Genomic DNA, 26,059 nt, shown 5'->3' on the forward strand with positions numbered 1-26,059 from the left:
TTACCCCTCCTCCATGAGAGATTTTATTTCTTCATATAAAAGCCTCAGAGTTGCTTGATAATCTTCCTCTCCCCTTTCCACCTTATCCATGATCTCCTCTAATCTTCGTGTGGTCTCTTCTGTGACGTATTTCTCATAACGCTCTTTCAGATAGGAATAAACCTTTACACCAAGTCTGGTTGGTCGAACTCTTTTGTATTTGTCTTCGTACACATAGCCTCTTCTGAAAAGCACCTCTACTATTTTTGCATAAGTAGAAGGTCTTCCAATACCTCTTTTCTTCATTTCTTCCACAATAGAAGCCTGAGTAAAGAGAGGAACGGTGTGTTTTTTGTAAAACTTTTTTTCTTTTATCTTGTAGTTTCTGTGTTCAAATCTTGGAGAAACTGTTAACGGCACGAAGAGATTCCAGCCGTTTTTCAAAACCTCGATTATCTGTTCTATTCCTAACCGTTTGCCATTCAATTCGACCGTTGCGATCTGTTTCTTCACCTTCACAGCCGCGGATTGACTGGCAAGAAAGCGGTTGAAGATGAGTTCATAAACTCTCAAATGTTTCTTGGTGAGATCGGCTATCAAACCTTCCTCGACCATCTCCTCGAGTTCCCTGGCATCTATAGGCTTCACGGGCCTTATCGCCTCATGAGCACCTTCTGTTGACCAGCTTCTTCCCATGAATATATCCTCTTTTCCTATCTTCTTGAGGTAGGTTCGCGCGACGTTCTGACCTTCAAGAGAAATCCTTGTTGAATCCGTTCTGTGATAGGTGATGAAACCTTTTTCAAAAAGATCTTGAAGGATGTCCATCACTTCTTGAACACCGAGCCGCAATTTTTGTGAAATCTCTGATAGTGCCGAAGACGTTGTGTAGGGTGGTAGCGGATTTCTTTCTTCTTCGACTTCCTGTAGTTCTACAACGGTTACCACGTCATCTGCGATTTTCCCTTCGACTTCCAGATTCACACCGTTTTCCAGAACAAGGAGAGTGAAATCCTTTTCGCTCTTTTTGTATTCTTCTTCTCTCTCTACTATCCATCCCAGAACGGTGGATTGCACCCGGCCTGCCGAGAGATTCGATCTTCCAAATCTTTTCTGCAGTTTTCCACTGAGTTCAAACCCTATCCACCTGTCCTGCACTCTCCTCACGATCTGTGCCTTCACCAGATTGAAATCAACGAACCGGACGTTTTCCCTCGCTTTTTTGAAACCGTATCTTGTGATTTCGTGCATTTCTATTCTCCTCAAAGATCTGGTGGCCGGAAGAAGATACTGAGTCACATCCCAGGATATCTTCTCTCCTTCAACATCCGGGTCTGTTGCCACAAGGATTTCGTCTGCCTCCAGAGAAATCTCTCTTAGGGCTCTGAGCGTTTCTGTCTTATCATCTATGTTTTTCGAAGAACATACAGGACACTCATCCCTATCCTCCGTGAACTGATATCCACAATCCCTGCATCTTTTCAGAGAGTTGTACACGGGAACGAATTTTCCATCTTCTTCTTCTACTCCGTGGATTCCTCCCCTTGTAACAAGATCGTAGACGTGTCCCCTCGTCGCGGTGAAGAGTACCACTCCCTCGCCTGTCACCGCTTCATGGACAATTATGTTTCTCTCTTTCCGAGAAGAAGCTCTTCCAAGGAACCTGGAGAGCGTCTCGGCTTTGGTCGGAGACTCCACAATGATCAGGAGAGATTTTGATGTGTCGGTCAGTTCCCCTTCAATTCTTTTTCTGCTTTCCTCTACCTCGTGAACCAGTTCTTTCCAGTTCGTTTCGGACTCCTCTATTATTTCTTCTTCTGCGATGAGAAGGAGCCTTGTTTTCAGCGATTCGAAAATTTCTTCGTCTTCTTCGAAGATCACAGAAACACCCTTGACCAGTACACCGTTCAGTATTCGGGAGGATCTCCCAGACGCCTGTATGTATGTGTAAACATCTGGGATGGTCATCTCCAGGTCTTCATCTTTAACAACCACTCCTCTGAACATTTCTTTCACTTTCTCAACGAATTCTTTTTGAGTTAAATGCTCTTTCGCTATCTTTCTGAGCTCCTCGACATCTGGGTTCTCCTGAGCTTTTATCAAACCCATTTCCTTTAAAACCCTGGCAAGAACAAACCTCGGTGCTCTGTCAAATTCCAGTGAAAATCTCATGGAAGGAGTTCCCCAGAAGATCACGTATTTTATTCTTTCGGGAAGATCGACACCTCTTGTGAGTTTTCCGTAGTACGCCTGAACACCTATCAGAATGTTGAGTTTTCCAACTTTGAAATCTTCGAAATTCTTCTCAAATTCAGACCATGTTTCCCCAACATTGAATTTGAATCTTTTCAAGTACTCATAAAGCTCTTTACCCTCTTCTTCAGTTTGTGTGAAGATCAATATTCCATCTCTGAAAATCTCCAGCAGCTCTATCAATTTCTCTTTCGATCTGGTGGAGATCCTGACATGGGTGATGTTTCTTGCTACCGAAACCAGCCTTCCGACGGTGAAATTGAGGAGATCTCTGAAGAGAAGGGGCCTTATACCACGCGGTTTGGCGGTGGCAGAAGAAACCACAAGAATACCTGGCTTCAGGTTTTTTGGCCTTTCGTAAATCCTTCCCTGCTTTATAGCCGAGAAAGCCTTTTTTATGATCTCTTCCGGTATTCCAACCATCATGAGCAACGTGTCTATGTTCCGGGAGGCCTTGAGAACAGCATCCACATCGTCCACGAAAACAAAATCAAATCTTTTTTGGGAGAGTTTTTCTCTGTTTTTCGAAACGAACTGAGTGGAGAAAACCAGAATGTGGTAATCGTCTTCCTCAAAGCTTTTCTCGAACTTTTCCTTTTCTTCTTTTTTCATCGAGGAATAAAAACCGAGGATTTTCACTTTTCCATCGGAAAACTTTTGAAGTCTTTCGAGAGTTTGTTTCACCAAGGCAACGGTTGGGAAAATGAGGGCAGATTTTCTTCCTTTCTCTGCCAACCACAGGGCTGTCATCATCCCAAAAGTCGTCTTTCCTACACCGGTTGGTGCGACCATTGTGAAACTCTTTCCCTGAATGATCCTCTTTGCCCACAACCTCTGATAACCCGTCAAATCCTTCCCGAATTTTTTCTTGAAGAAACTCCTGAAATCTTCATACTCGTTCCAGAATTCGTGGTAGAAACGATACTCCTTCAGAGTCTTTCTTTCAAGAAGGGCCCCATAAATGTCAGAAGGGGACTCCTCGGGAAGGCAAACCTCACAAGGAAGTCCCCTTTCGTTTCTTTCATCGGTGTTCAATCCCCCACAGTTGATACAGGAATGATGGTATTTGGAATTCACTGCCAACTTCTCAGATACCTCCTCTGTTTCTCTGTCAGCTCATCTATCTTTATTCCTAGAGAATCCAGTTTCATCCTGGCCACTCTTTCGTCTATTTCATCTGGGAGCGTGTACACCTTCGGTGACATTTTTCCATGATTTTCGAGAAGATAAAGCACGGCGAGGATCTGAAGCGCAAAGGACAGATCCATTATTTCTACTGGGTGGCCATCCCCCGCTGCCAGGTTGACCAGCCTTCCCTCCGCGAGCAGAAAGACCGTTTTACCGTTCTCCAGAGTGTACCCTGTTACGTTCGGTCGCGCTTCGAACTTCTCAATCGCAATTTCCTCCAGCACTCTCACCGGGATCTCCACATTGAAATGCCCCGCGTTTGCCAGAACTGCCCCGTCTTTGAGTGAAAGAATATCTTCCTTTGAGAGGACGTCGGTGTTTCCTGTGGCTGTCACCACGAAATCAGCAATCTTAACGGCTTCCCTCATAGGCATAACTGTGAATCCATCCATGATTGCTTCGACAGCCTTTACAGGATCGACCTCTGTCACGATCACCTTGGCCCCAAGTCCTGCCGCACGGAGAGCGATCCCCCTTCCGCACCATCCGTATCCCGCCACCACAACGTTCTTTCCAGCAACGAGAAGGTTCGTATTTCTCATGATGGCATCCCATGTGGACTGACCCGTTCCGTATCTGTTGTCGAAAAGGTACTTCATCTTGGAATCATTCACAGCGATAACAGGCACTTTCAGTTTTCCTGTTTCTTCCAATGCCTTTAAACGTCTCACGCCTGTCGTGGTTTCTTCAGAAACTCCTTTGAGATTTTCGAGAACGTCCTCTCTTTCGGTGTGAGAAATAACCGTGAGATCCCCTCCATCGTCTATTATGAAATCCGGTCTTTCATCCAGAACCCTCATGAGATTTTCACGGTAGACGTTCTCGTCGTGTGTTCTTCTCGCATAAACGGTTATTCCTTTCGATCTGAGCGCTTCCGCTACATCATCCTGTGTTGAAAGTGGGTTGCTTCCTGTAACCACCACTTTCGCTCCAAGCTTCGACAGAGTAATCGCAAGATAAGCCGTTTTTGCTTCAAGGTGTATGCTCATTCCAACGGTGAAACCAGACAGCGGTTTTTCACTTGAATACTCCTCAGCGATTTTGTTCAAAAGAGGCATGTATCTTGAAACCCAGTTTATCTTCATTTCGCCAGTTTTCATCGCTCTTTTCCCTCCAGTATTTTCTCAAAAAATCTCAGAATCTTTGTTCCAAAGAACTCTCTTTCACTGATCGGTTTTACTTTTATCACACGAAATCCGAAAATCTTACCAGTGAGCACATCTGTAAAAATCTGATCTCCTATCATCATGCATCGCTCTGGATCGATTCTCTCCTTTTTCAAGAATCTCCAGAGTTTCAGACTGAAAGGCTTCCCCGCCCTCCAGATGAACGTGACTGGAAGATCGACCTTTCTTGGTTTTCCATTAGAAACAACAATCACACGAGCTCTTTTTGCCAGTTCGATCAACAATCTTCTCTTACTCTCTTCAAGTTTGCTCTCTTTCCACGGAACAATGGTGTTATCGAAATCGAAAAAGAAACAGGTGTAGCCTTCTTTCAAAAGACTTTCGAAGTCTATATCTTCGACCTTTTCAACTCTTTCGACTTTCATGCCTCGCCGGGATTCTCCTTTACCTCGAGGATTTCAAGATCCACCATCTCTTTACATCCTTCAAGGAGCTTTATGGCCTCCTCGGGAAAAGGAGTGATTATCTTTAAAACTCCATCTTCATATTTTCTGATGTTGAACATATGCTCTTCCACTTCGAGAAGATAGTTCAGAAGGTGAACATCCTCCTTTGAAACCCTCACGTAAACGTCGTATTCCATGTCAGTTGTTCCTCCTCACGATCTCGAAGGTGAGAACTCTCAGAGAAGCGGTTATGTCTATGTTCTCCACCGGGACGGACACCTTTATCTTCACGGGGGCGAAATTCAAAATACCCATGATGCCTGCTTTTTCCAGTCTTTCAGCTATTTCTTGAGCGTGTTCAGCGGGAACAGCGATCACTCCTATTTCGACGCCGTGTTCTTCAACAAATTTTTCGAGCTCACTCACATCACTCACAGTAAGGCCAGGGGCTGCTTCCTTTCCCATCTTTGACGGATCGCTATCGAAAATACCCACTATTTTAAAACCTTTCTCTCTCATTACGGCATAGTTTGAGACGGCTCTTCCTATGTTCCCAGCTCCCACAACGACCAGCTTCCACTCTTTCTTTACACCGAGGATCTCGCCAATCGCATCGTAAAGGTGTTCCACGTTGTAGCCAACCCCGCGCTTTCCAAACTCTCCAAAATATGACAGATCCTTTCTTATCTGACTCGCTTTGAGATCGAGCCTTCTTGCGAGCTCTTCCGAGGATACCACCTCTACACCCTCATCGAGGAGCCTTTCAAGGCACATGTAGTAACTTACCAACCTTTTTGAAACAGGCTTCGGTATCTTTTCCGCCATTCTATCACCTCATACCACGATATTTACGATTCTTCCCTTCACGTAAATGAATTTCCTTATTGGTTTGCCATCGACGTATTCCTTGACCCTTTCTCTTTCGAGGACGATCCTCTTCAGAGCCTCTTCAGAGATATCCACAGGCACAACCACTTTGTCTCTCACCTTTCCATTTATCTGGATGGCGATTTCGACTTCCTCCACTTCGAGCGCTTTTGGATCGTAGGAAGGCCAGGCCTGCTGGACAACAAGACTATCGTTTCCGAGATCGTGCCAGAACTCCTCTGCAAGGTGCGGTGCGAAAGGTGAAAGAGCGAGTGTGAGTTTTTCTACTATCTCTCGCAGGAGTTTTCTGTTCCATTCCTCCTGCGGTACACTGTTCAAGTACTGGCTCAGGTGGTTCACGAGTTCCATCAGACCACTTATAGCGGTGTTGAACTTGAATCCACCTTCTATATCCTCCGTTATCTTCTTGATAATACTGTGAAGCTTTCTTCTGAGTTCCTTTTCTGTGGAGTTTTTCAACACAAGATTCTCCGTGTTTTCTTCTTTCACAAACGGAAGAACCGTGTAGAAAGTGTTCCAGAGCCTTTTGATGAACCTGTGAACACCTTCGATACCGGCGTCACTCCATTCGGCGTCTTTCTCTGGAGGTGCCATGAAGAGTATGTACATTCTCAAGGTATCCGCCCCGTATTTCTCTATCATCTCATCCGGGGACACCACGTTCCCCTTCGACTTGGACATCTTGGCACCGTCTTTGTAAATCATTCCCTGTGTGAAGAGGTTGGTGAAGGGTTCGTCGAAATTGAGATAACCCAGATCGTGCAGTACCTTGGTTACGAATCTGGAGTACAGCAAATGCAGTACGGCGTGTTCCACCCCTCCGATGTACTGATCCACCGGTAACCAGTAGTTCACATCATCGGGCTCGAACGGTTTGTCCTCCAGGTGAGGATTCACGTATCTGAGGAAGTACCAGGAAGAATCAACGAAAGTGTCCATGGTGTCCGTTTCTCTCTGGGCTTCTCCACCACAGATGGGACACTTTGTCCTCTTGAAACCTTCATGGAAAGAAAGAGGAGATTGACCCGTTGGAAGGAATTCCACGTCTTTTGGAAGTCTCACGGGAAGGTCCTCTTCTGGAACGGGTACAACACCGCATTTTTCACAGTAGATGATGGGGATTGGAGCGCCCCAGTATCTCTGCCTCGATATGAGCCAGTCTCTCAACTTGTACTGGACCGACCTCTTTCCAATGCCTTTTTCCTCGAGCCAATTTATGACTTTTTCTATCCCTTCGCTGCTCGGTGTTCCATCGAACGGTCCGGAGTTCACCATGATACCCTCGCCTTCGTAGGCTTCTTCCATCTTCTCTGGATCGAGATCTCTGTCTGCTGGTTTAATCACAACCTTTATCGGGATTCCGTACTTTTTAGCGAAGGAAAAGTCCCTCTGATCGTGGGCAGGAACTCCCATGATGGCACCCGTTCCATACTCCATGAGGATGTAGTTTGCCACGTAGATCGGTATCCTCTCGCCGGTCACGGGGTTTATGGCGTACCTTCCCAGGAAGAACCCTTCTTTTTCGGCCTCGACAGAGGTTCTTCTGAATCTGTCCTGCTGCTTTACACGTTCAAGGAATTCCTGAAGATCTTCTTTTTTCTCCTCAAGAACGAGCTCTTCGACAAGAGGGGATTCCGGTGCAAGGGCCATGAAAGTGACACCCCAGAGTGTGTCGGGCCTGGTTGTGAAGACCCTGATCTTTGTATCCGATCCTTCGACAGGAAAATCTATTTCCGCACCGGTGCTCTTTCCTATCCAGTTTCTCTGCATGGTCTTGACGTGCTCCGGCCATCCTGTGAGCTTGTCCAGGTCGTTCAGCAGCCTTTCCGCGTAATCCGTGATCTTGAAAAACCACTGTTCGAGGTGCCTTATGGTAACGCTGGTTCCACATCTTTCACATTTTCCGTCTTTCACCTGCTCGTTCGCAAGAACAGTTTTACACTTGGGACACCAGTTGACAGCTGCCTTCTTCTTGTAGGCCAAACCATTCTTGTAGAGCTGGAGAAATATCCACTGGGTCCATTTGTAGTACTCCTCGTCGCAGGTCGCGATTTCTCTGCTCCAGTCGTAGCTTATACCGAGTTTTTTCACCTGTCCCCGAATAGTGTTGATGTTCTTCCTCGTCCACTCTTCAGGATGAATTCCCTTTTCGATCGCGGCGTTCTCGGCGGGAAGTCCGAATGCGTCGTATCCAAACGGGTGGAGGACGTTGTATCCTCTCATCCTCTTGTATCTTGCGACTATGTCACCTATGACGTAGTTTTTCACGTGCCCTACGTGGAGAGTTCCAGAGGGATACGGAAACATCACGAGAGCGTAATACTTGGGTTTTTCAGACCTCTGAGGTGTATAGAAGACCTTCTTTTCTTCCCATACTTCCTGCCATTTTTTCTCTATTTCCTGTGGTCTGTATTCCTTCATGTCTACACCTCCTGATATTTCCTTCTCAAAGTTAATAATATCAGATTTTTCAGCCATTTGTGATAGAATTTTTCGGAAAGGGGCTGGAAGTATGAGGGTGGTACTGATAGTTTTGGACAGCGTGGGAATAGGTGAGATGCCCGACGCTCATCTGTACGGCGATGAAGGGAGCAACACCATTGTGAACACCGCAAAAGCGGTAGGTGGATTGCACCTTCCAAATATGGCAAAACTGGGTCTCGGCAACCTCGACGACATACCAGGTGTTGAGCCTGTGAAACCCGCAGAAGGCATCTACGGGAAAATGATGGAAAAAAGCCCCGGTAAAGACACGACGACCGGACACTGGGAAATAGCGGGAGTCATCCTCAAGAAGCCGTTTGACCTGTTTCCAAATGGTTTTCCTAAGGAACTGATAGAAGAATTTGAGAGAAGAACGGGGAGAAAAGTCATAGGTAACAAACCTGCATCCGGTACGGAAATCATAAAAGAACTCGGTCCGATCCACGAGAAGACCGGTGCTCTGATCGTGTACACATCAGCGGACAGTGTGTTTCAAATAGCGGCAAAGAAAGAGATCGTTCCCGTAGAGGAACTTTACAGGTACTGCAAAATCGCCAGGGAACTTTTGGACGAGATGGGATACAAAGTTGCCAGGGTTATCGCAAGACCCTTCACAGGAGAGTGGCCCAACTACGTTCGAACACCCGAAAGGAAAGACTTCTCGCTCGAACCGGAAGGTAAAACACTTCTCGATGTCCTCACAGAGAATGGAATACCCGTTTACGGTGTTGGCAAGATCGCAGATATATTCGCTGGAAGAGGCGTGACGGAAAATTACAAGACGAAGGATAACAACGATGGAATAGACAAAACGATCTCACTCATGAAGGAGAAAAATCATGACTGTCTGATCTTCACAAATCTTGTGGATTTTGACACCAAATACGGCCACAGAAACGACCCCGTTTCTTATGCCAGAGCCCTCGAAGAATTCGACGTGAGATTGCCTGAGATCATTCAGAATCTGAAAGAGGATGACGTTCTTTTCATCACGGCAGATCACGGATGTGATCCCACGACTCCCTCAACGGACCATTCCCGGGAAATGGTCCCCCTCCTTGGATACGGAGGAAGACTGAAAAAAGACGTTTACGTTGGCATCAGGGAAACCTTTGCCGACCTGGGCCAAACCATCGCCGATATCTTCGGAGTTCCCCCTCTTGAAAACGGAACCTCCTTCAAAAACCTCATATGGGAGTGAAAGATGAGACCATGGCATACCTCGAAGTTCTCAAATATCTCTATCACAAAAGACCTATGGGAAAGGTGAAACCAGGTCTTGAGAGGATCTCAATGCTACTTTCAAAACTGGGAAATCCCCATCTGAAATACAAAAGCATACACGTAGGTGGCACGAATGGGAAAGGTTCCGTAACGAACATGATAAGTCATATCTTGATATCTCAAGGGTACAGAGTGGGATCCTATTACTCCCCTCATCTGAGCACGTTCAGAGAAAGGATAAGGTTAAACGAAGAGTACATATCCGAAGAGGACGTGGTGAAGATCTACGAAAAAATGGAGCCGATTCTGAACGAGCTCGACAAAGAAGAAATATTCTCCCCAAGCTTTTTTGAAGTTGTAACGGCGATGGCTTTCCTCTACTTTGCGGAAAAAAACGTTGACATCGCCGTCCTGGAAGTTGGTCTTGGAGGCAGGCTGGACGCAACGAACGTGGTGTTCCCTCTTTGTTCCACCATCGTCACGGTGGACAGAGATCACGAAAAAACGCTGGGATACACCATAGAACAGATCGCGTGGGAAAAATCCGGAATAATAAAAGAAAGAGTTCCCCTTGTGACAGGGGAAAGAAAAAGAGAAGCCCTCAAAGTGATGGAAGATGTTGCCCGAAAGAAGAGCTCAAGGATGTACGTCATCGACAAGGATTTTTCCGTTAAGGTTAAATCTCTGAAACTTCACGAAAACAGATTCGATTACTGTGGGGAAAACACCTTCGAAGATCTCGTCCTGACCATGAACGGTCCTCACCAGATAGAAAACGCCGGTGTTGCCCTGAAGACTCTTGAAGCAACAGGACTTCCGTTGAGCGAGAAAGCAATACGCGAAGGCTTGAAAAATGCGAAAAATCTGGGAAGATTTGAAATCCTGGAGAAAGATGGAAAGACGTACATCCTCGATGGAGCGCACAACCCTCACGGAGCGGAAAGCCTTGTCAGAAGCTTGAAATTGTACTTCAACGACAAACCCTTGAACCTGGTAATAGGCATTCTGGACGACAAGAACCGGGAGGACATTCTTCGAAAGTACACCGGAATCTTCGAAAGGGTCATAGTCACCTGTGTTCCTTCACCTCGTATGAAAGACATGAACAGCCTTGTTGACACGGCAAAGAAATTCTTCAAAAACGTGGAAGTCATAGAAGATCCCCTGGAAGCGATCGAATCCAGTGAGGGAGACACAGTTGTTACAGGATCACTGTTTCTGGTGGGATACGTAAGGGAGTTCCTGACAACCGGAAAGATAAATGAGGAGTGGAAACTATGATAGCGGGAATCTCTGGAAGGGTTTTGAAAAAGAGTGGAAACGTTCTCCTCGTAGAGACAAAATCTGGAGTCGTTTTTGAAATCGTCTGCGATGTTCAAACCAGTGAGGAAGTGGAAGAAGGCGGGGAATGTTTTCTCCACACGTTTTTGAGCGTTTCACAGGATGGCATCACCCTCTACGGGTTTTCAAATGAGAGAAAAAAGGAACTCTTCCTTTCTCTCACAAAGGTTTCCAGGCTTGGGCCAAAAACGGCCTTGAAGATCATCTCGAACGAAGATGCGGAAACACTGGTGACAATGATCGCCTCTCAGGACGTGGAAGGCCTTTCAAAACTTCCCGGCATCAGTAAGAAAACAGCAGAACGGATCGTGATGGAACTGAAAGATGAATTCGAAAGTGCTGGAATAAAAGACATGAGGATCTATCATGAATCCTTAGAGGCCCTGATATCACTGGGATACCCGGAGAAACAGGCAAGAGAAGCGGTGAAACACGTGTACAGAGAGGGAATGAAAACATCCGAGTTGATAAAAGAAGCTTTAAAGTTTCTGAGTCAAAGATAGTTTCTTTTCAATGTAAAGCAGAAAGAATCCAAGAGTTAATGAGAGTACAAGACTCAAAACAGATGGCAGAACGACGTTTGTATCCATCTTTTTTGGAAGAACCTCGTAGAGAGACGCAAGAATCATTCCACCGATGAAACTGTAAGTTTCCTCCCGGAATCTTTTCAAAAGAAAGTTCATGATCTTCACAGAGACGAGAATTCCGGCGACAACTCCGATGGAGAATATCAGAAGCTCACCAATTATCAGGTGCGAAACCAGATAAAGAACGTAATCGTAAACACCGAAAATCAGAAGGATCAGCGAACCACTGATACCGGGCACTACCATGGCCATCGCCGCTACGAAACCCGCCAAGACGAGAAGGAACATGTTTTCTTTTGCAGTTGTTCCACCTGAAAAATGCAACATAAAAATCAAAAACATCCCAAGCAAGACGAAAAATATGTTCACAGGTTTGATCGAGAAATACTCCTTTGTTTTCACAAAGCTAACGATGACGAGTCCCAAAAAAAAGAAATGTGTTGGAATCGGATACTTCGAAAGGGAGATTTCTAAGAAACGTGCTATACCAAATATTCCCACCAAAACACCTGTTCCCACAGGTATCAGCACCTTCAGAGATTTCGAATTTCCATGAAAAAAAGAATTCACCGATTCTATCAGTTTCTCATAGATACCCATGAGAACGGCGATTGTACCACCGCTGACACCCGGTACCACGTTCGCTATTCCCATAAGAACACCTGAAAAGAAGAACCACACCTTCATTCCTCCCTGAGTTTATTCTTGGCCACAAGAACTAGCTTCCTTGCATCCTCTTCATCGTACGCTTCTTTCTCTTCCAACTCTTTGATGACCTCTTCCACATCAAGGTTCACTTCTTCTGCCGTGAGATCATCTGGTATCTCCTCTGAATTTTCGAGAATTTCTCTGGCTCTGTTTTTCACCTCATCGACATCCACATATTCTTCGCGATTAGATTTCTGAACTTTACCGAGGAGTTCTTCCAGAAAATCGAGTTTTTCCGCAAAGGCTTCACTTGGTTTCTCCTCCGGAATCTCTTCGACGGTACCCTCTGGCAGTTCCTCAACAACTCCTGGAATCTCTTTAGCAACACTGGATTTCTTCTCAGAGCGCATCGCCAGGCGTTTCGTCAAGAACCTTTGAAGAAAGAAAACTGATAAGAAGGTGGCAGCAGAAACAACCATCGGCAGCCAGAAAGGGATACTCTTTGTAGCTTCAACCTTTTTTGATTCAGAACCTGCCTTCTCGGTTTCTATATATTTTTTCCAGACCTCTTCCGGGACACTCAATCTTTTCAGAATTTCTTGTGCCACTACGTTATCCGGAAAATTCGAAAGGTAAGCACGGGCTTTCTCGTAGTCACCTATCGCGTAGGCACAGATTCCCATTTTCAGTTTCACAAGGGAATCTCTTTCTTCAATGGTTGGATCCTCTCGAAGCGCATTCTCAAAAAGTTCGAGTGCCCTTCTGTAGTCACCTTCGAGGTATGCACTCAAAGCATTGGAATAGAGATCATTGGCAACAGAAACAAGAGAAAGCAAGATGAAAATCAAAATCAATCCTTTGACAACCGCCACTCTTCTACCGATACTCTCACCTTCTCATCGAACACAATGAAAAGACCCTCGTTCCCCAAGAACACATCGATAATTCCCCTGTCGAACCGCTGAGCTTTTCCAGCAGAAAGATCCAGAATGACGCCATCGTAAACAACCAGTATCCTGCCCTGAAAGTTCAGGACCTTTTTTGGAACAGTGAGACCGTAATTTTTTGTTTCCGATCTGCTGCTGGAAACGAAGGCGATAGATCCATCGTTGAGCAAAATATAGAACGCATCGTCTTTGAAAGAAGCATCTACTATTTTCACCTTCTCTCCGAACAGAGAACTTAACACTCTTCCTTTCTCCTTGAAATCCGAACCTATTGCAACAACCTCTCCATCCGTTATGAGAAGGTAGTTTCCATTCTCTGATTTCATTCGAACCGTTGTACCGGGAGAGGTAGCGAGAAGTTTTTCCGCTCCATTCCTGAAAAGATAGTACCTCACACCACCCGGAACCACTCTGGCATAGATAATCGCATTCCTTGTTATCAGAGCATCACTGATATCACCGACAAGAGGAAAGGGTGCGTATTTCTTTATTCCTATGTTGTCCACTATGAAAATGTCGCCTTCATCTACGAACGACGCGTAATCTTCTACCTTTTTAAAAAACTCTATTTTCTTGTCGAAAACTTTCTTGTCCCAGGCAAAAACTCCCGACTCGGTAGCGATGTAGACTTCCTTACCCACCAGGGCTCCAGACAAATAGGAAGAAAGCTCCAGAGACCTGATCCGTTCTAAAAAGTTTTCAAAGAGAATCTTAACTGGCAGCACAGAAAGTTCAGTACCTTTCGTCTCTTTAGCTTCAACAACCTTTTGAACACTTTCCTCAGAGAGCTCCGGGTTTTTCGATGGAAGGTATTCCTCGTAATCATCGCTCCTGAAACCGGAAAAAACCTGAACCTCGTACTTCAAAAGTTTTCTTATGTAGGCTACGTTCTCCTCACGGGAATAGAGATCGTAAAAATTCCCGCTCAACTGCTCAACTTTACCCACCCGACAGGACTGAATGGAAACGAAACCATCTCCCCTTCCTTTTACGAACTCCGGATAGAACCTTTCGAGTTCCGTTCCGGACACATCAACTCCGTAAGGCGGTGTGTCTCCACAGATGGATACTATTTCCACATCGTTTCTTGCAAATTCCCTGAGTTCTTTCACAAGTTGAGAATCCGGAAGGATTTCCTGCACCACCTCACCCAGGGTGTCTATGAGATTTCTGATGTGCAATGTCAACATCTTCAGCTTCGTCCACTCTATTCCGAATATGTCTTCCAACACCTCTGGGTCTTTGCCGTAGAAGATAGAAGAGAAGTAGAGGGGATTCACCACGTTGGTACCCTGAACCGGCGTTGAAAGAAGAACGACTTTTCTGACGTTGTTCACCTCAGGATGACGTTGTAGCATCCTCAAGACGATCAGTCCACCTGTTCCATGTGCAAGGATGTCGAACTCGTACTGTGAGTACTTCAAGATCTCTTGGGAGAGAAAATCCGATTCGAAGTCAATGAAGCTTCTTCTTCCTTCCTTTTCTATGAAACTCCTGTACATCTCGCTGTAAGCCAGGGAACGCGGTTCATAAAGAGCGTATTCGTACGTCATGATCGTTCTGTCGGGGAAAATCGTCTCCCATATGTTATTGTCCTTAACGACACCTTCAAAGGTAGGATCTTCTCCAGGTACCAGAAGAACAGCTGGCCCGGAGCTGTTCACAGCTTCCCTCAGAAGCCTTATCCCATGTTTTTGAAAACCGGCCGATCTCAAAACCACTCCAAAAACGGAAAGATGGTACGTGAAGGCCTCCACATAATATCCTCTTTCGTCCTTTCCTATCATCGATCCGGGAATGATACGGTATCCACCATCCTCTGTCGCGTACGCAAAGGTGAGATTGTTGTAATTCTCCCCTCTGAGGTATTTGGCGTCGAAATAGTATTTGAGACGTATCGGTTTCAGAGCAAACTCATCTACGCCGTCCGCAAATTCCACCCTGTAAAGATCTCCCACAAACACATCCGGATAAAGCTTTCTTTCTTCATCGGAAAGCCTCGTGATTTTCAAAACCTTTTGTTTTCCAAAAGCTCCAGGTGGTATCTCCACCCTCAAATTGATAAAACCAGATTCCGCTCCTTCTTTTCCAATCTTCAAGGAGCCTTCTTTTTGAAAAAAGATCAGAAGGAAAAACACCGTTATGCTTATAAACACCAGGGTAAAAAACAGAATCTTCCTTTTCAAAACAATTTCTAGGAGTTTTTTTAAAAAACTCATCTCTCCTCCACCATCTGTTTGAGTTCTTTCAGAAGAAACAGCGTGCGAAAGAGACCTTCTGATTCGATACCTTTCAAAACTTCTTCATAATACTTATCGGCCATCTCACGAGCTTTCTGAATCCCCACCTTTTTCACAAGCGTCACTTTTTCTGTGTCTTTTCCGAGGTCCTTTCCCACCTTTTCGAAAGATCCAAGAATGTCTTTCAGATCGTCGTATATCTGGAAAGCCACCCCGAACTTCTCTCCGAGGAGTTTCATCTTGGTGTGATCCTTTTCTTTCAGGATAAATGGAGCTGAGAAACAGAAGGCAAATAGCGCTCCCGTTTTGAAAGCGTACATTCTCTCCACCATCTCCTGCGAGATTTCCATCTTTCTTCTTTCGAATTCCACATCCATCGCTTCCCCCAAAAGAAGTTTGTAGGCCGTTTCCGAAAACTCTTCAAAAATCTTTGAATTTCCGATTTTAGATATCTGAGAAAAAGCGAGGAAGAACAGACCATCTCCCGCAAGAAGGGCGATATCTTCACCATAGGTCCTATGACAAGAAGGCTTCCCTCTTCGAAAATCCGCGTTATCTATTGGGGGAAGATCATCGTGTATCAGAGAAGCCGTGTGAAAGAGTTCAACGGCCACCGCCACATCGAGAAGCTTTTCCTCTTCCACTCCCAAATCCTCACCCAGTGTCAAGACGAGGAGAGGACGGATCCTCTTTCCTCCAACCGTCGCGGAGTACAGCATGGCTTCTTCTGTGAGAAGATCCCATCCAGGCCTCAAAATCTCGCGTATTCTTTCTTCAACTTTCTCCTTCTTCATCTTCTTCCCTCTTCTTTTCTATCATCTGTTTGAACGTATCTATGTTCAGATTTTCAACGAACTTCTTGAATTCCTCTTCCTCGTCCTGTGTTTCGTTTACTTCCAACTCGATAGAGTGTTTCTCCACCAGATTGTCCGATACGAAAATGGGTGCCCCGGTCTTCACAGCGAGTATGATCGCATCGGAAGGTCTGGAATCGATATCTATCAAAGCAGCCTCTTCATCTTCCTCGTCCGTGTACGTGAGATCTCTTATCACGAGGGTTGCGTAGAAGGTGTTATCCTTCAAAGAGTGAATGATCACCTTATCCACGCGTGCTTCGAGAGATTCAAGAACACTCAAAAGGAGATCGTGAGTCAGAGGACGCGGAAACTCCATCTTCTCCATCGCGAGGGCCAGAGCATGCCCTTCACACGCTCCTATCCAGATGGGAAGCACTCTATTTGTACCTTCAATGCCGAGAATAACTACTGGCGTGTTACTCACTCTATCGAGCGCCAGAGTCTTCACCCATGCCTTCCTCAAGACAGTTCCCTCCTTTCTGAAACACTCCGCACCAGACTTTATTTTACAACTAAATTTCAATACGAAAAAGGAACCAACCAGTTCCTGTAGAATCCTATTTGAAAGGGGGAAGAGAACATGAAAAAACTGACCGTCTACCTTGCAACGACGAATCCGCACAAAGTTGAAGAAATAAAGATGATCGCTCCAGAATGGATGGAGATTCTGCCCTCTCCCGAAAAAATCGAAGTAGTCGAGGACGGTGAAACGTTTCTGGAAAACTCCGTGAAAAAGGCCGTGGTCTACGGGAAAAAACTCAAACATCCTGTGATGGCGGACGATTCCGGACTGGTCATCTATTCCCTGGGAGGATTCCCCGGTGTCATGTCTGCCCGGTTCATGGAGGAACATTCCTACAAAGAGAAGATGAGAACCATACTGAAGATGCTTGAAGGAAAAGATAGAAGAGCTGCTTTCGTGTGCAGTGCTACCTTTTTCGATCCTGTGGAAAACACCCTTATTTCTGTTGAAGACAGAGTAGAAGGCCGAATAGCCAACGAAATAAGAGGGACAGGCGGTTTCGGATACGATCCGTTCTTCATACCGGATGGATACGATAAGACCTTCGGCGAAATTCCTCATCTCAAAGAAAAAATCAGTCACAGATCAAAGGCCTTCAGAAAGCTCTTTTCGGTTCTTGAGAAGATCTTAGAATCAGAAAACCGGTGAATCCCAGGAGAATCAGCACGGCACTCAGCAGCTGAGCAGCTTTTATGTTTCCAATCATGAGGCTATCGACCCTCAATCTCTCTATCACGATTCTTCCAAGTGAGTAGAGGACAAAATAGAGGCACGTTACTTCGCCGTGCCTTTTCCTGTACCTTTTGAAATAAACACTCAACATGAAAAACACCAGCAGATCCCATATGGACTCATAAAGAAACGTAGGATGAAAAAAGGAATAATCTTTGTACACAACGGGTCTGTAGGGCTCTGGCACAAACATTTTCCACGGAAGGTTCGTGGGAACACCGAATGCCTCGTAGTTGAAGAAGTTTCCCCATCTTCCTATCGCCTGCCCCAGCGGCAATACGGAGGTGAACAAGTCTGTTGCCTGCAAAAAAGTGAAGGAAGGCTTTTTCAATCGAACATACAAGAAGCCTGTGAGAAGAGCACCAATCACAGCTCCATGTATGGCAAGTCCTCCTTCCCAGATCTTCAAAGCATCCCACAAACTTCTGTAATACTTCAAATTGAACAAGACATAATAAAGGCGCGCTCCAACAATACCGGCTATCACTCCATAGAAAATGAGCTCATCGAATTCTTCCAAGTTTATGCCTTCATTCTTCGCTCTCTTTCTTGCCACAAAGTAGCTGATCAAAAAGCCCGTGAGGATCAAAGTGGAATACCATCTGAGTTCAAAACCGCCGATTCGAAATATGTACCTGCTGAGCAGAATTTCTCCGCTGAAAACCTTTGATAGAAAAATAAACAGAAAAACGAAGAAAAGCGTCGATCCAGCAGCAATTGAGAGAAAGGCGAGGATTTTTTTCATTTTCTTCTCCGCCCCCAGATAACCCTCAGTGCTATTTTGTATCTGGTAGGAATGAGTACAACATGTCCACTATCCATAACTACCGCGGTTCTTGCTTGTTTTCCAAACGTCGCGTTTATTATTTTGTTCGCGTAAAAATCCACGTTCTTGAGCCTCTTTTCCACAGAAGTACTGATAGGCATAACGGCTATCACTCTTTCTCTTGGAAGAAACACCTTTCTTCCAAAGGAAACAAAACTCACTTTTCCACCCCCCACAGTGAGTATGATACCATTTTTTAGGGGGGTGAAATAATGGATGCTCTGGGAAAACTTTACACCTCGACCGCTATAGTAACCGTGAACGTGGAAGGGAAACTCAACGGGATCACTGTAGCGTGGGTGACGAGAGTTTCCTGGCAACCTCCCATGGTGGCCGTTTCGATAGGAAAAACCAGATACACAAGAGAACTCATGGACAGGACAGATTCCTTTGCTGTGTGCATTCTCGGAAAAGACGCAAAAGAAATAGCTGAATACTTCGGAACTGTTTCTGGCAGAAACACAGACAAATTCAAAAAATATCCCTACACGATGAGCGAAGGGAACCTTCCCATTCCAGAAGGAACAATCGCTTACATTGAGTGCGACAAGACTGGACAGTTTGAAGCGGGGGATCACATCGTCTACATCGGAACTGTGCGAAGGCAGAAAGTACTGAAAGATGAGCCTCCTCTCATATTCGGAGAACACGAACTGTTGTGAAAGGCAGGGCTCGCCCCTGCCTTTATTTTTTCACGTTTCTTAAAACAGCTCGAAAAAAGTCCCCGTACACTGGAGGCGGGAGGTGATCGAGGATGAAAAGGCTTTTTACACTGATACTGATTTCCCTGCTGGTCGCGCTCGCTTTTTCTCAGGTGAAGAACGTTATCTACCTCATTGGAGACGGTATGGGTCTTTCTCAAGTCTATCTCACCAGCATGCTCGAAGGAAGACCCCTCTCGTTCATGAAGACTCCTTACATCGGACTTGTGAAGACACACTCCGCAAACAGCTGGGTGACTGATTCCGCAGCAGCGGGCACAGCGCTGGCATCGGGGTTCAAAACGAACAACGGTATGATCAACATTCTCCCCGATGGAACGGTGGTACCCACTATCTTCGAAGTGGCAAAGACCTACGGAGTTCGAACGGGTATCGTTGTTACCTGCAGAGTAACACATGCGACGCCGGCTGCTTTCTACGCACACGTTAAAAGTAGAGATGAAGAGAACGAAATAGCAAGACAACTCGTTGAGAATGAAACAGTCGATGTGGTGATGGGGGGAGGTTGGGCAAACTTTCTTCCCAAGGATCTCGGTGGAAAACGAGATGACAACCTCAACTTGATTGAACTTGCAAAAGAAAAAGGGTATATATACGTGAAAACCAGAGAGGAACTCTCAAAAATCTCCGCGGATTCAGATAAAATACTCGCTCTCTTTGCACCAAGTCACCTGGATCCTGCAAGTAGCAGAAAGGAGCAGCCGATGCTCTATGAAATGGTGGAAAAAGCGCTCGAGATACTGTCGAAAGATGATGAACCCTTCTTCCTCATGGTGGAAGGCTCCCAGATAGACTGGGAAGCCCACGATAACGACATCTACGGGGTCTGGAAAGAAGTCGTGGAATTCGACAAAGCCGTTCAGGTGGCGCTCGATTTCGCCCTCAAGAGGGGAGACACCCTCGTCATCGTAACTGCCGACCACGAAACGGGTGGATTAGGGCTTTCTTCGGGCGACTACAGAGTAGATGTGGACAAAATCAGAAACTTCAAAAAAACAACGGACTGGATCATGGCAAATTACTCGCCAAAAGATCGGGAGAAATTCAAAAAGGCCATCGAAGAGTATTTCGGTTTGACTCTTTCTGATGAGGATCTGAACAGGATTTCCATGTCCAAAAATCCAAAGATCGAACTTGGAAGGATCCTGGGAGAAAAGGTTAGCGTTGGGTGGACCACCACAACACATTCAGGAACTCCCGTTCCCATCTTCGCTTTTGGTCCGGGTGCCGAAAACTTCACCGGATTTCTCGACAACACCGAGATTCCAAGGATCATAATGAAACTCACAGGGTACTCTCTTCAGTATCCACTTCTGAAAGAACCCGTAACGAAATGAGGGGCGATCTGCCCCCTCATTTGAACACATCGAGCTCTTCTACCTCATCAAACACACCTATGATCTTGTAAAACGCCGTGACCCTTTCCAGGTCCCTAATATCCTCTTCTTTCAAAGGTGCCTCAACTTCCACAAAGAACACGTAATCTCCCAAGAACGTCCTTGCGGGCCTTGACTCCAGCTTTCTGAGGTTTATTCCTCTGCTTGCGAAGATATCCAGAACTGCCTTCAAAGAGCCCGGTCTGTCCTGAACTCCAAAGAAAAGGGAGGTGTATTTTCCTTCCATCTTTCCTGTTTTCCTTCTTATGATGTAGAACCTCGTTATATTCTTTTCTTTCAAGTCCTGAATGCTCCTCCTCAGTATGAGTAACCCATACATCTTTGCGGCACTCTCTGACATGATGGCAGCGGATTCGTCATCCAGGAGGTTTACAGCGTCGCTCGTCGAAGAAGTGTACCGAATCTCAGCGTGCGAAAGGTACGTGTTGATGAATCCAAGAGACTGAGATATGGCCTGGGGATGAGAGTAGATCCTTTTTATCTCCTTCAGATCCAGTTTTTTCTTTGCCACGAGACAGTGGTGTATCTCGAGCTTTGCCTCACCAAACACCTCCACTTCGTGGTTGAGCAAGGCGTCCAGTACAGGGATGACCGTTCCATAGGTGGAATTCTCAATAGGCACGATTCCATAATCTACCTCACCTTTTTCCACCATTTCTATGATCTCGTCAGTTGTGGAACAGTACTTCAGGGGTATTCTTGAACCTATCAGTTTCATGGCCATCTCATCACTGAAACTTCCCATGGGCCCCAGCACGGCCACCGTCTTGGAAATTCCAAGTAATCTGTACTCCTCTTCTTTGGCAAGCTTCATTATTTCCTCGAATATGCGTCTCATTCTAACAGGATTGAGATCTGTCCTGTCCAGAATCTCCTTTATCTTCTGTTCTTCTATATCCCTTATAACGATGGGAGAGTCTGTCTTTTTCTTTTCCTTTGCGACATCTCTTGCCACTTTCATTCTCTCTTCGATAAACCTGAGCAGTATGAAATCTATCAACCTGATTTTGTGCCTCATCTCAGTGATATCGGAAGGATCTCTCAAAGCAGCGAGGACTTTTGAGACGATGTTGGGTGTCTCTTCAGGAGTGCTTCCTTCGCTGAGGTTTGCAATGACTTCTTTCCCCCGTCTCAGAAACGATTCCTTCTCTTCCTCCCAAGAAAGAAGATGAGAAACGTGATCGATCAAAAAGGGATCCCGAAACGCTGAACCAAGGTAGAAAACAGCACACGACCTGTCCAGAAGTTTCACATAATCATCCCATAACACGTCCTTTAACACAACACCCAATTTTCTCAGAAAATCAAGAAAGTTCTCGATTGCTTCATCGGAGACCTTCTCAACAACATAAAACTCAGAGTAAGCGAATTCTCCGTGAAAGACCGGAAAGATGCTTGCAAAGCGAATCGATTTTTCCTTATAAAACGGAATTGATTTTTCCTTGATGGGATAGAGATCAACGATTCTCTGATTCGAAGATAATATCTCGAGAATCTCACTCGAGACGATGAGATCCGCGTCTTCAATCGATTCGGAAAGCTGCCACTCTGAATCTTCCAGTTCCTTTCTCAAAGCGTCCATAAGAGTTCCTTTCCCGGAAACATAAACTTTCAAATTATCCTACCTCCTTGAACTCTGATCTCTCAAAATATTCTACAACACGGAATTTTTAATCATCAATCGCTTTTTCGTTGGTTCTATTAAAGGAAAATTCAAATTACGTATAAGGAAATTTGAATTCACACATAATTATTACATAATGACGCGTGGTATAATCTGGCTTGAACACCATATCGTGGAGGGGTGATAAAGTGAAAACAGCTATTCTCGACAGATTCGTGTTTTCTGACGAAGTTAGAGATATCATAGAAAACGCCCCCGAGATAATAATACCAGAGAGCAGGAAAGAAATACTTGACCTTGCCATAGCCGGTAGAGACCTTTTCGAAGTAGGCTACGAAGTTCCTGGCAAAGGCTTCGTAGTCGAAGCAACAGTTACCCGCTGTAAAAATGGTCTGGTGGTCAATTACCCCGAACCGTACATGAGACGAAGAGACCCAAACGCACTCGTAGTTGGTGACAATCTGGAAACGGACAAGCCGCGTTTCAGAGAAAGATTCGGAAAAGAATTCGAACCTATTCGACAGGAAACCTTCGAGTGGCTGAAAAAACAGGAGTTGATCCTGCTACCTTTCATGGCCGGTGGATACGATTACGGATATCCTGCCGTTCTGATAGCCCCCAAAAACGCCGGGTTCTTCGTTGGCGGTCTTGCCGATCTCCAGTTCTTCGTACCGGCCAGCGAAGTCCCCGAGAATTTCAAACCCAAACTCTACATGTTCTTAGCCCCGCCTTTCAGACACACACACTTCGACGGCAAACAGGTGGTCGTCCACTACAGACACAACTCCCACTATGAGATCTTCTCCTACAATCTTTATCCAGGTCCCAGCGCCAAGAAAGGAGTCTATGGATTTCTTCTCCACGTAGGCGAGAAAGAAAAATGGGTCACCGCGCACGCATCTGCAGTGAAGGTTATCACACCCTACGAAAACGAGCTCGTGATCATGCATGAAGGGGCAAGTGGAGGAGGAAAGAGTGAAATCCTCGAAGAGATACACAGAGAACCGGATGGAAGAATAAAGCTCGCCGAAAACATTGTGACCGGTGAAAAATTCTATATGGAACTGAAACAATCCTGTGTTCTCATGCCTGTAGCGGATGACATGTTTATGTGCCATCCAAAGCTCCAGACGGGAAAGAAACTCGTGGCCAAAGACGCGGAAGCTGGATGGTTCATAAGGGTCGACCACATAACAGAATACGGAAGCGCTCCGGATCTGGAAAGGCTGACCATACATCCGCCTGAACCGCTCATATTCCTCAACATCTACGCCGTTCCAAACTCAACCGCATTGATCTGGGAACACATCGAAGATGAACCAGGAAAACCATGTCCGAACCCGCGTGTCATCATACCGAAACGTTTTATGAAGAACGCGGTTTCCGAACCCGTGAAAGTGGATGTGAGAAGCTTTGGAGTGAGAACTCCTCCTTGCACGAAAGAAAAACCAACGTACGGGATCGTGGGTTTGATGCAGATTCTGCCCCCTGCGCTGGCATGGCTCTGGAGACTGGTAGCACCAAGAGGACACGCAAATCCAAGCATTGTCAGCACCAAAGGTATGACCAGCGAAGGAGTAGGATCCTTCTGGCCCTTCTCTTCTGGAAAAATGGTAAGACTCGCTAACATTCTTCTCGAACAGATCATAGATACACCAGAGACAAGATACATCCTCGTACCAAATCAGTATATCGGCGCTTACAAAGTAGGGTTCATGCCGGAGTGGATTGCAAGAGAGTATCTCTCAAGGAGGGGCGGCGTCAGATTCAGACCAGACCAGCTCGTTCCATCGAAATGTTCGCTCCTCGGTTTTTCTCTCAAAGAGATGAAGATCGAAGGAAACACCATTCCGAAAGAACTTCTGCAGCCACACTTGCAATCCGAAGTAGGTGAGGAAGCTTACGAAAAAGGTGCCCAAGAGTTGAAAGACTTCTTCAAGAGAGAACTGAAAAAATTCCTGACCGAAGACCTGAATCCCGTGGGAAGAGAAATCATCCAGTGCTGTCTCGACGACGGATCTCTCGATGACTATCTCAAGATCATACCGATGAATTTTTAAAGCGGGGAGAATTCCCCGCTTTTTTAAAGTCCGAAGTCTTCCAGCGTCAGAATCACCTTGAACCTTCCCGGCTGTCTCACCCCAGATTCCACTACCAGAAAGTAGTCACAGATCCTCTGAGGAGAAGAACAGTCTGCACAGAATCCTGTTTTTGTGCACGGTGTTTCCAGATTCAGTCGTTTCGAATTCATCGGAGAGATGTATCTCAGCCTTTCTCTCGCCTCCTCTACGTCTTTCACCACCTTGTTCACACTCGCTATCACAACCACGTTTTTTGGTCCAAAAACAACGGCGGCTACCCTGTTACCGTTCCCGTCGAGAAAGACCAATTTTCCATCTTCCGTTATGGCATTCGCACTGGTGAAGTAATAGTCAGCCCAGAAACTCTTTCTGTATATCTCCTCCACTTCCTCCCTCGTTTTGGCAGCTGCCCTGTCAAGGAAGTTGTACCTGCCGCTGCGCAAAAGTTCAATCACACCTGTATCTGCCAGAGTGAGGGAACCACCAGCCGATACCGTTGCACCCTCCGGGATAAGCTCTTTCACTCTCTCAAGAATTTCTTCACGATCACGAGCAATCCATACCTCATGTTTCTTTTTTCTTAAGTTGTTAGCCACGTGCTCTGCGAGTTTCTCTTTTTTCCATAGCCATAGTTCCTCTCTCAAGCTCATAACTCTATACCTCCTTTTTGTCGAATTTGTGTGATTTATAGAGAAAATCTTATTAACTGAAACTAAAATGGTAGGTTTGGTGGTAGGTTTTGTGTACATTTTGTAGTATCTGATTTTTAATTACATACCGTATATTGTATTAAATTGACGAACAATTGCATGGAATTGAATATATGCAAAACAAACCTACCACCAAACTCTGTATTGACCATTTTAGGACAACTTCAGGGTGGTAGGTTTCTGAAGCTCTCATCAATAGACTATTTTAGTCTTTACAAACAATATTACCGTTCAGATTCAAGATTCTACAACGCTGTTTTAATGGGCGTTGCAGAAAACTTACCACCTAAAATCCAGTATCCAAGCCGATTTCAGAGAAACCTACCACTTACCTACCACTTACCTACCACCCGGGTGGTAAGTTGCAGACATTATTAAAAACCTCATCAGAAGCTTGTTCAAAAATTTCAATACTCGAAACCTACCACCTGCGTCCCCTATTATTTACTACTACTAATAATAGCAGTATAATTGATCTGAAAAGAGGTGGTAAAAAAATGAACTGGAAGGTAGAGCTCTCGGAAATAGAAAAAAAGAAGCGATTCTTTCTAGAAGGCATCTTTGATAAGGACGGTATAGAACTCGATGTGGGTTTCTGCAGATTCTTGGAACCTGTTCGAGTGAAAATGGTCGTTGCAAAGACAAAAGATGGTTTCACAGTCGGTGGATACGTTCACACGGCAATAGAACATCCCTGTGCCAGGTGTCTTGAACCCGCTCGTGTCGAAATAAGTGGAGTTATAGAAGCTCTTTATCTACCGGAAAGCATGAGAAAAAATGTAAAAGAAGAGAAACTTGAATCTTTGAAAAACATCATATACTATCATGAAACGGAATTCGATCTGTCGGAAAGAATCATCGAAGCAATAGTGGTCGCCGTTCCAGAAAAAGTTCTGTGCAAACCGGACTGCAAAGGGTTGTGTCCCTACTGCGGTGCCAACTTGAATGAAGAGCCCGATCATAAATGTGATAAAATTCCTGTGGCTGACAGCAGATTCGAGATCCTTGCTGAGTTAAAAAATAAACTCAAAAACGAGGAGGTATAGAAGATGGCTGTTCCAAAGCAAAAGAGATCCAGATCGAGAACTCATCACAAGAGAGCGAAGATCTACAGAGCGATAAGCGTACCTCTTGAAAAGTGTCCAAACTGTGGAGAATACAAGATGCCACACAGAGTTTGCCTGCACTGCGGTTACTACAAAGGAAAACAGGTGCTTGAGATATCGGAGTGATAG

General features: G+C 45.4%; 24 protein-coding genes. 9 read left to right on the forward strand and 15 right to left on the reverse strand.

Going from position 1 to position 26,059, the window contains the following annotated elements; all coding sequences use genetic code 11:
* Genes rgy through leuS form a run of 6 tightly spaced genes read right to left on the reverse strand, consistent with a single transcriptional unit; the run spans position 1 to position 8,302 of the window.
* On the reverse strand, positions 1–3,309 hold the full coding sequence (gene rgy, locus TPET_RS03855; protein WP_238374330.1) for a reverse gyrase: 3,309 nt from the start codon (positions 3,307–3,309) through the stop codon (positions 1–3).
* Positions 3,306–4,520 (reverse strand): adenosylhomocysteinase, encoded by a 1,215-nt coding sequence (locus TPET_RS03860; RefSeq protein ID WP_011943349.1) that lies wholly within the window; start codon positions 4,518–4,520, stop codon positions 3,306–3,308. The genes rgy and TPET_RS03860 overlap by 4 nt, the downstream gene beginning before the upstream one ends.
* Entirely contained in the window at positions 4,517–4,972 is a 456-nt protein-coding gene (locus TPET_RS03865) for a YqeG family HAD IIIA-type phosphatase (RefSeq protein ID WP_011943350.1), read from the reverse strand. Before TPET_RS03865 ends, TPET_RS03860 begins: the two co-directional genes overlap by 4 nt.
* A complete protein-coding gene (locus TPET_RS03870) occupies positions 4,969–5,190 on the reverse strand; it encodes a DUF4911 domain-containing protein (protein ID WP_004082801.1) in 222 nt (73 codons plus the stop codon). The genes TPET_RS03865 and TPET_RS03870 overlap by 4 nt, the downstream gene beginning before the upstream one ends.
* A gap of 1 nt (position 5,191) precedes the next feature.
* The gene (locus TPET_RS03875; protein ID WP_011943351.1) at positions 5,192–5,818 is read right to left on the reverse strand and encodes a redox-sensing transcriptional repressor Rex; all 627 of its coding nucleotides are present in this window, start codon (positions 5,816–5,818) and stop codon (positions 5,192–5,194) included.
* Positions 5,819–5,827: 9 nt separating this feature from the next.
* Positions 5,828–8,302 (reverse strand): leucine--tRNA ligase, encoded by a 2,475-nt coding sequence (leuS, locus tag TPET_RS03880; protein WP_011943352.1) that lies wholly within the window; start codon positions 8,300–8,302, stop codon positions 5,828–5,830.
* Positions 8,303–8,393: 91 nt separating this feature from the next.
* Between leuS and TPET_RS03885 the strand changes: the two genes are divergently transcribed.
* Genes TPET_RS03885 through ruvA form a run of 3 tightly spaced genes read left to right on the forward strand, consistent with a single transcriptional unit; the run spans position 8,394 to position 11,433 of the window.
* Positions 8,394–9,566, forward strand: coding sequence for a phosphopentomutase (locus tag TPET_RS03885; protein ID WP_011943353.1), 1,173 nt, complete (start codon positions 8,394–8,396; stop codon positions 9,564–9,566).
* A gap of 11 nt (positions 9,567–9,577) precedes the next feature.
* On the forward strand, positions 9,578–10,870 hold the full coding sequence (locus TPET_RS03890) for a bifunctional folylpolyglutamate synthase/dihydrofolate synthase (RefSeq protein WP_148186749.1): 1,293 nt from the start codon (positions 9,578–9,580) through the stop codon (positions 10,868–10,870).
* Positions 10,867–11,433, forward strand: a complete 567-nt coding sequence (gene ruvA / locus TPET_RS03895; protein WP_011943355.1) for a Holliday junction branch migration protein RuvA — start codon at positions 10,867–10,869, stop codon at positions 11,431–11,433. The genes TPET_RS03890 and ruvA overlap by 4 nt, the downstream gene beginning before the upstream one ends.
* On the opposite strand, the gene TPET_RS03900 is transcribed toward ruvA, so the two are convergent.
* From TPET_RS03900 to TPET_RS03920, 5 genes are read right to left on the reverse strand one after another with little or no spacing between them, the layout of a single operon-like run.
* Complete coding sequence (locus TPET_RS03900; protein ID WP_012896146.1) at positions 11,410–12,198, reverse strand: DUF368 domain-containing protein; 789 nt, start codon at positions 12,196–12,198, stop codon at positions 11,410–11,412. The genes ruvA and TPET_RS03900 overlap by 24 nt on opposite strands.
* Positions 12,199–12,200: 2 nt before the next feature.
* Positions 12,201–13,037 (reverse strand): tetratricopeptide repeat protein, encoded by an 837-nt coding sequence (locus TPET_RS03905; RefSeq protein ID WP_011943357.1) that lies wholly within the window; start codon positions 13,035–13,037, stop codon positions 12,201–12,203.
* Entirely contained in the window at positions 13,016–15,331 is a 2,316-nt protein-coding gene (locus TPET_RS03910) for an alpha/beta fold hydrolase (RefSeq protein WP_011943358.1), read from the reverse strand. The genes TPET_RS03905 and TPET_RS03910 overlap by 22 nt, the downstream gene beginning before the upstream one ends.
* The gene (locus TPET_RS03915; RefSeq protein ID WP_011943359.1) at positions 15,328–16,146 is read right to left on the reverse strand and encodes a polyprenyl synthetase family protein; all 819 of its coding nucleotides are present in this window, start codon (positions 16,144–16,146) and stop codon (positions 15,328–15,330) included. The genes TPET_RS03910 and TPET_RS03915 overlap by 4 nt, the downstream gene beginning before the upstream one ends.
* The gene (locus TPET_RS03920; protein WP_004082781.1) at positions 16,127–16,672 is read right to left on the reverse strand and encodes a bifunctional nuclease family protein; all 546 of its coding nucleotides are present in this window, start codon (positions 16,670–16,672) and stop codon (positions 16,127–16,129) included. Before TPET_RS03920 ends, TPET_RS03915 begins: the two co-directional genes overlap by 20 nt.
* 117 nt (positions 16,673–16,789) lie before the next feature.
* On the opposite strand from TPET_RS03920, the gene rdgB reads away from it, so the two are divergent.
* Positions 16,790–17,380 carry an RdgB/HAM1 family non-canonical purine NTP pyrophosphatase gene (rdgB, locus tag TPET_RS03925; protein ID WP_004082779.1) on the forward strand — a complete coding sequence of 197 codons (591 nt, stop codon included), beginning with the start codon at positions 16,790–16,792 and terminating at the stop codon, positions 17,378–17,380.
* Here rdgB and lgt read toward each other — a convergent pair.
* Positions 17,328–18,209, reverse strand: coding sequence for a prolipoprotein diacylglyceryl transferase (gene lgt / locus TPET_RS03930; protein ID WP_011943360.1), 882 nt, complete (start codon positions 18,207–18,209; stop codon positions 17,328–17,330). The two genes, rdgB and lgt, sit on opposite strands and share 53 nt — an antisense overlap.
* Positions 18,206–18,451, reverse strand: coding sequence for a DUF370 domain-containing protein (locus TPET_RS03935; protein WP_004082776.1), 246 nt, complete (start codon positions 18,449–18,451; stop codon positions 18,206–18,208). Before TPET_RS03935 ends, lgt begins: the two co-directional genes overlap by 4 nt.
* A 51-nt stretch (positions 18,452–18,502) precedes the next feature.
* On the opposite strand from TPET_RS03935, the gene TPET_RS03940 reads away from it, so the two are divergent.
* Entirely contained in the window at positions 18,503–18,952 is a 450-nt protein-coding gene (locus TPET_RS03940; RefSeq protein WP_004082774.1) for a flavin reductase family protein, read from the forward strand.
* Positions 18,953–19,044: 92 nt separating this feature from the next.
* Positions 19,045–20,349 (forward strand): alkaline phosphatase, encoded by a 1,305-nt coding sequence (locus TPET_RS03945; protein ID WP_004082772.1) that lies wholly within the window; start codon positions 19,045–19,047, stop codon positions 20,347–20,349.
* Positions 20,350–20,365: 16 nt separating this feature from the next.
* Here the strand turns inward: TPET_RS03945 and pheA are convergent, their stop codons facing one another.
* The gene (gene pheA / locus TPET_RS03950; RefSeq protein WP_004082770.1) at positions 20,366–22,024 is read right to left on the reverse strand and encodes a prephenate dehydratase; all 1,659 of its coding nucleotides are present in this window, start codon (positions 22,022–22,024) and stop codon (positions 20,366–20,368) included.
* Positions 22,025–22,221: 197 nt separating this feature from the next.
* Here pheA and TPET_RS03955 point away from each other — a divergent pair, with 197 nt between their 5' ends.
* On the forward strand, positions 22,222–24,093 hold the full coding sequence (locus TPET_RS03955; RefSeq protein ID WP_004082768.1) for a DUF4914 family protein: 1,872 nt from the start codon (positions 22,222–22,224) through the stop codon (positions 24,091–24,093).
* 23 nt (positions 24,094–24,116) lie between these two features.
* Here TPET_RS03955 and TPET_RS03960 read toward each other — a convergent pair whose 3' ends face one another.
* The gene (locus tag TPET_RS03960; RefSeq protein ID WP_008193985.1) at positions 24,117–24,764 is read right to left on the reverse strand and encodes a lactate utilization protein; all 648 of its coding nucleotides are present in this window, start codon (positions 24,762–24,764) and stop codon (positions 24,117–24,119) included.
* A gap of 557 nt (positions 24,765–25,321) precedes the next feature.
* Here TPET_RS03960 and TPET_RS03965 point away from each other — a divergent pair.
* Both TPET_RS03965 and rpmF read left to right on the forward strand, forming a co-directional pair.
* The gene (locus TPET_RS03965; protein ID WP_011943362.1) at positions 25,322–25,870 is read left to right on the forward strand and encodes a YceD family protein; all 549 of its coding nucleotides are present in this window, start codon (positions 25,322–25,324) and stop codon (positions 25,868–25,870) included.
* Between the two features lie 3 nt (positions 25,871–25,873).
* A complete protein-coding gene (rpmF, locus tag TPET_RS03970) occupies positions 25,874–26,056 on the forward strand; it encodes a 50S ribosomal protein L32 (RefSeq protein WP_004082761.1) in 183 nt (60 codons plus the stop codon).
* Positions 26,057–26,059: the final 3 nt, after the last annotated feature.

Source organism: Thermotoga petrophila RKU-1, assembly GCF_000016785.1.
In the GTDB taxonomy this organism is placed as follows: Bacteria; Thermotogota; Thermotogae; order Thermotogales; family Thermotogaceae; genus Thermotoga; species Thermotoga petrophila.

Bases quoted from the DNA above. Each gene is read 5' to 3' on its own strand.
- TPET_RS03860 (WP_011943349.1), bottom strand. From the start codon at position 4,520: ATGAAAACTGGCGAAATGAAGATAAACTGGGTTTCAAGATACATGCCT.
- TPET_RS03865 (WP_011943350.1), bottom strand. From the start codon at position 4,972: ATGAAAGTCGAAAGAGTTGAAAAGGTCGAAGATATAGACTTCGAAAGT.
- TPET_RS03870 (WP_004082801.1), bottom strand. From the start codon at position 5,190: ATGGAATACGACGTTTACGTGAGGGTTTCAAAGGAGGATGTTCACCTT.
- TPET_RS03875 (WP_011943351.1), bottom strand. From the start codon at position 5,818: ATGGCGGAAAAGATACCGAAGCCTGTTTCAAAAAGGTTGGTAAGTTAC.
- leuS (WP_011943352.1), bottom strand. From the start codon at position 8,302: ATGAAGGAATACAGACCACAGGAAATAGAGAAAAAATGGCAGGAAGTA.
- TPET_RS03885 (WP_011943353.1), top strand. From the start codon at position 8,394: ATGAGGGTGGTACTGATAGTTTTGGACAGCGTGGGAATAGGTGAGATG.
- TPET_RS03890 (WP_148186749.1), top strand. From the start codon at position 9,578: ATGGCATACCTCGAAGTTCTCAAATATCTCTATCACAAAAGACCTATG.
- ruvA (WP_011943355.1), top strand. From the start codon at position 10,867: ATGATAGCGGGAATCTCTGGAAGGGTTTTGAAAAAGAGTGGAAACGTT.
- TPET_RS03910 (WP_011943358.1), bottom strand. From the start codon at position 15,331: ATGAGTTTTTTAAAAAAACTCCTAGAAATTGTTTTGAAAAGGAAGATT.
- TPET_RS03915 (WP_011943359.1), bottom strand. From the start codon at position 16,146: ATGAAGAAGGAGAAAGTTGAAGAAAGAATACGCGAGATTTTGAGGCCT.
- rdgB (WP_004082779.1), top strand. From the start codon at position 16,790: ATGAAAAAACTGACCGTCTACCTTGCAACGACGAATCCGCACAAAGTT.
- lgt (WP_011943360.1), bottom strand. From the start codon at position 18,209: ATGAAAAAAATCCTCGCCTTTCTCTCAATTGCTGCTGGATCGACGCTT.
- TPET_RS03940 (WP_004082774.1), top strand. From the start codon at position 18,503: ATGGATGCTCTGGGAAAACTTTACACCTCGACCGCTATAGTAACCGTG.
- TPET_RS03945 (WP_004082772.1), top strand. From the start codon at position 19,045: ATGAAAAGGCTTTTTACACTGATACTGATTTCCCTGCTGGTCGCGCTC.
- TPET_RS03960 (WP_008193985.1), bottom strand. From the start codon at position 24,764: ATGAGCTTGAGAGAGGAACTATGGCTATGGAAAAAAGAGAAACTCGCA.
- TPET_RS03965 (WP_011943362.1), top strand. From the start codon at position 25,322: ATGAACTGGAAGGTAGAGCTCTCGGAAATAGAAAAAAAGAAGCGATTC.
- rpmF (WP_004082761.1), top strand. From the start codon at position 25,874: ATGGCTGTTCCAAAGCAAAAGAGATCCAGATCGAGAACTCATCACAAG.